The 1806-nt window shown below is 73.8% G+C and carries 3 protein-coding genes; 2 read left to right on the top strand and 1 reads right to left on the bottom strand.

The features are described 5' to 3' along the window. On the bottom strand, positions 1–728 hold a 728-nt coding region (locus GA0115240_RS04210), incomplete at its 3' end, for a 5'-3' exonuclease H3TH domain-containing protein (RefSeq protein ID WP_093735292.1). Between the two features lie 84 nt (positions 729–812). Here GA0115240_RS04210 and GA0115240_RS04205 point away from each other — a divergent pair. Continuing rightward, positions 813–1580 carry a helical backbone metal receptor gene (locus GA0115240_RS04205; protein WP_093735291.1) on the top strand — a complete coding sequence of 256 codons (768 nt, stop codon included), beginning with the start codon at positions 813–815 and terminating at the stop codon, positions 1578–1580. Between the two features lie 121 nt (positions 1581–1701). Further along, a partial coding sequence (locus GA0115240_RS36620) for a DUF2510 domain-containing protein (protein WP_176724980.1) occupies positions 1702–1806 on the top strand: 105 nt, incomplete at its 3' end.

Genomic DNA, 1806 nt, shown 5'->3' with positions numbered 1-1806 from the left:
CGGGCCGGGGTCAGCCGGGAAAAGGGGTCCGCGGCCGCGGCCCGCACCCCGGCCAGATCCCCGTAGCGGGTGATCAGTTCGGCCGCGCTCTTGTCGCCGATGCCCTTCACCCCCGGGAGCCCGTCGCTCGGGTCGCCCCGCAGCGCCGCGAAATCCGCGTACTGGGCGGCCCGTACCCCGTAGCGGGCCACGATCGCCTCCTCGTCGATGACGTCGATGTCCCCGACGCCCTTGCGCGGATACAGCACCCGGATCCCGCGGGCGTCGTCCACCAGCTGGAACAGGTCGCGGTCCCCGGTGACGATCGCGACCGGCACCGCGGCGGCGCCGGCCAGGGTGCCGATCACGTCATCGGCCTCGTAACCGGCCACGCCGATTCGGGCGAGGCCGATCGCGTCCAGCACCGCCTCGATCACCGGCACCTGCGGCGACAGCGTGTCCGGCACCTGCTCGGCGGCGCCCTCGCCGCCGTCCCCGCCAGACCCGCCGGCCGGTTCGTCCGCCACGCGGTGCGACTTGTACGACGGGATCAACTCGACCCGCCACTGCGGCCGCCAGTCCGCGTCCATGCACGCCACCAGCGCGGTGGGGGCCTGGTCCGCGACCAGCCGGGCGATGAAGTCGAGCAGCCCGCGCACCGCGTTGACCGGCGTGCCGTCCGGGGCCTTCACCGATTCGGGCACCCCGAAGAAGGCACGGAAGTACAGGCTCGCGGTGTCGAGCAGCAGCAGCTTGGCGGGCCGGGCGGGCTTGGCGTCAGTCACGGCGCCAGCATGGCACGGCCCACCGACAGACCGCCGTACCGTGGGACGGTGACCCCGCCGAACCCGGCCGCTGCGCCCTTTCCCGCCCGCCGCGGCCCGGTACGCCGGGTCGTCTCCCTGGTGCCGTCCCTCACGGAGGCGGTCGCGGTGACCGCGCCGGGACTGCTGGTGGGCGCCACCGACTGGTGCAGCCACCCGGCGGGACTGGACGTCGCACGGGTCGGCGGCACCAAGAATCCCGACGTGCCGGCGATCGTCGCACTCGCGCCCGACCTGGTGGTCGCCAACGAGGAGGAGAACCGGATACCGGACCTGGCTGCTTTGCGCGCGGCCGGTCTGCGGGTGATGGTCACCGAGATTCGCTCCCTGCCCCAGGCGTTCGCCGAGCTGACCCGGGTGCTGGTGGAGGGATGCGGACAGGACCGGCCGCACTGGCTGGACGCGGCGGAGGCCGCCTGGCGGGAAGTGACCCCGTACGAGCCCCGGCTGCGGGCCGTCGTACCGATCTGGCGGCGTCCCTGGATGGCGCTCGGCCGCGACACCTTCGCCGGCGACCTGCTGGCCCGGCTCGGGATCGACCACGTGCACGCCGCCGACGCCGAGCGCTATCCGCGGATCGACCCCGCCCGGCTGCCCGCCGCCGACCTGGTGATCCTGCCCGACGAGCCGTACCGCTTCACCGCCCAGGACGGCCCCGAGGCATTCCCCGCTCTGCCCGCCGCCCTTGTCGGCGGACGCCATCTGACCTGGTACGGACCCTCGCTGGCGGAAGCACCCGCGGCCTTGGGGCGCGCGCTGCGGGCCGCCGTCCGCTGACCGGGGCCCGTCCGCGGGGCCCCCGCCGGAATGCCCCGCAATGATCGCAATGGTGGCGTGTGATGAAGCCGTGAACCCGTTGCTTACGGGATTCTCATGCTGGGGCCATAAGGTGACCGGCGTGACGACGACGACCACGCCCGGCTGGTATCCAGAACCCGGGCACACAGGCAACGGCCCGGCCATGGAACGCTGGTGGGACGGGAACGCGTGGACCGAGCACACC

This window comes from Streptomyces sp. DvalAA-14, assembly GCF_900091855.1.
Lineage (GTDB): Bacteria > Actinomycetota > Actinomycetes > Streptomycetales > Streptomycetaceae > Actinacidiphila.
The sequence above is the reverse complement of the archived record's forward strand: the minus strand, read 5'-3'. Positions and strand labels throughout refer to the sequence as shown.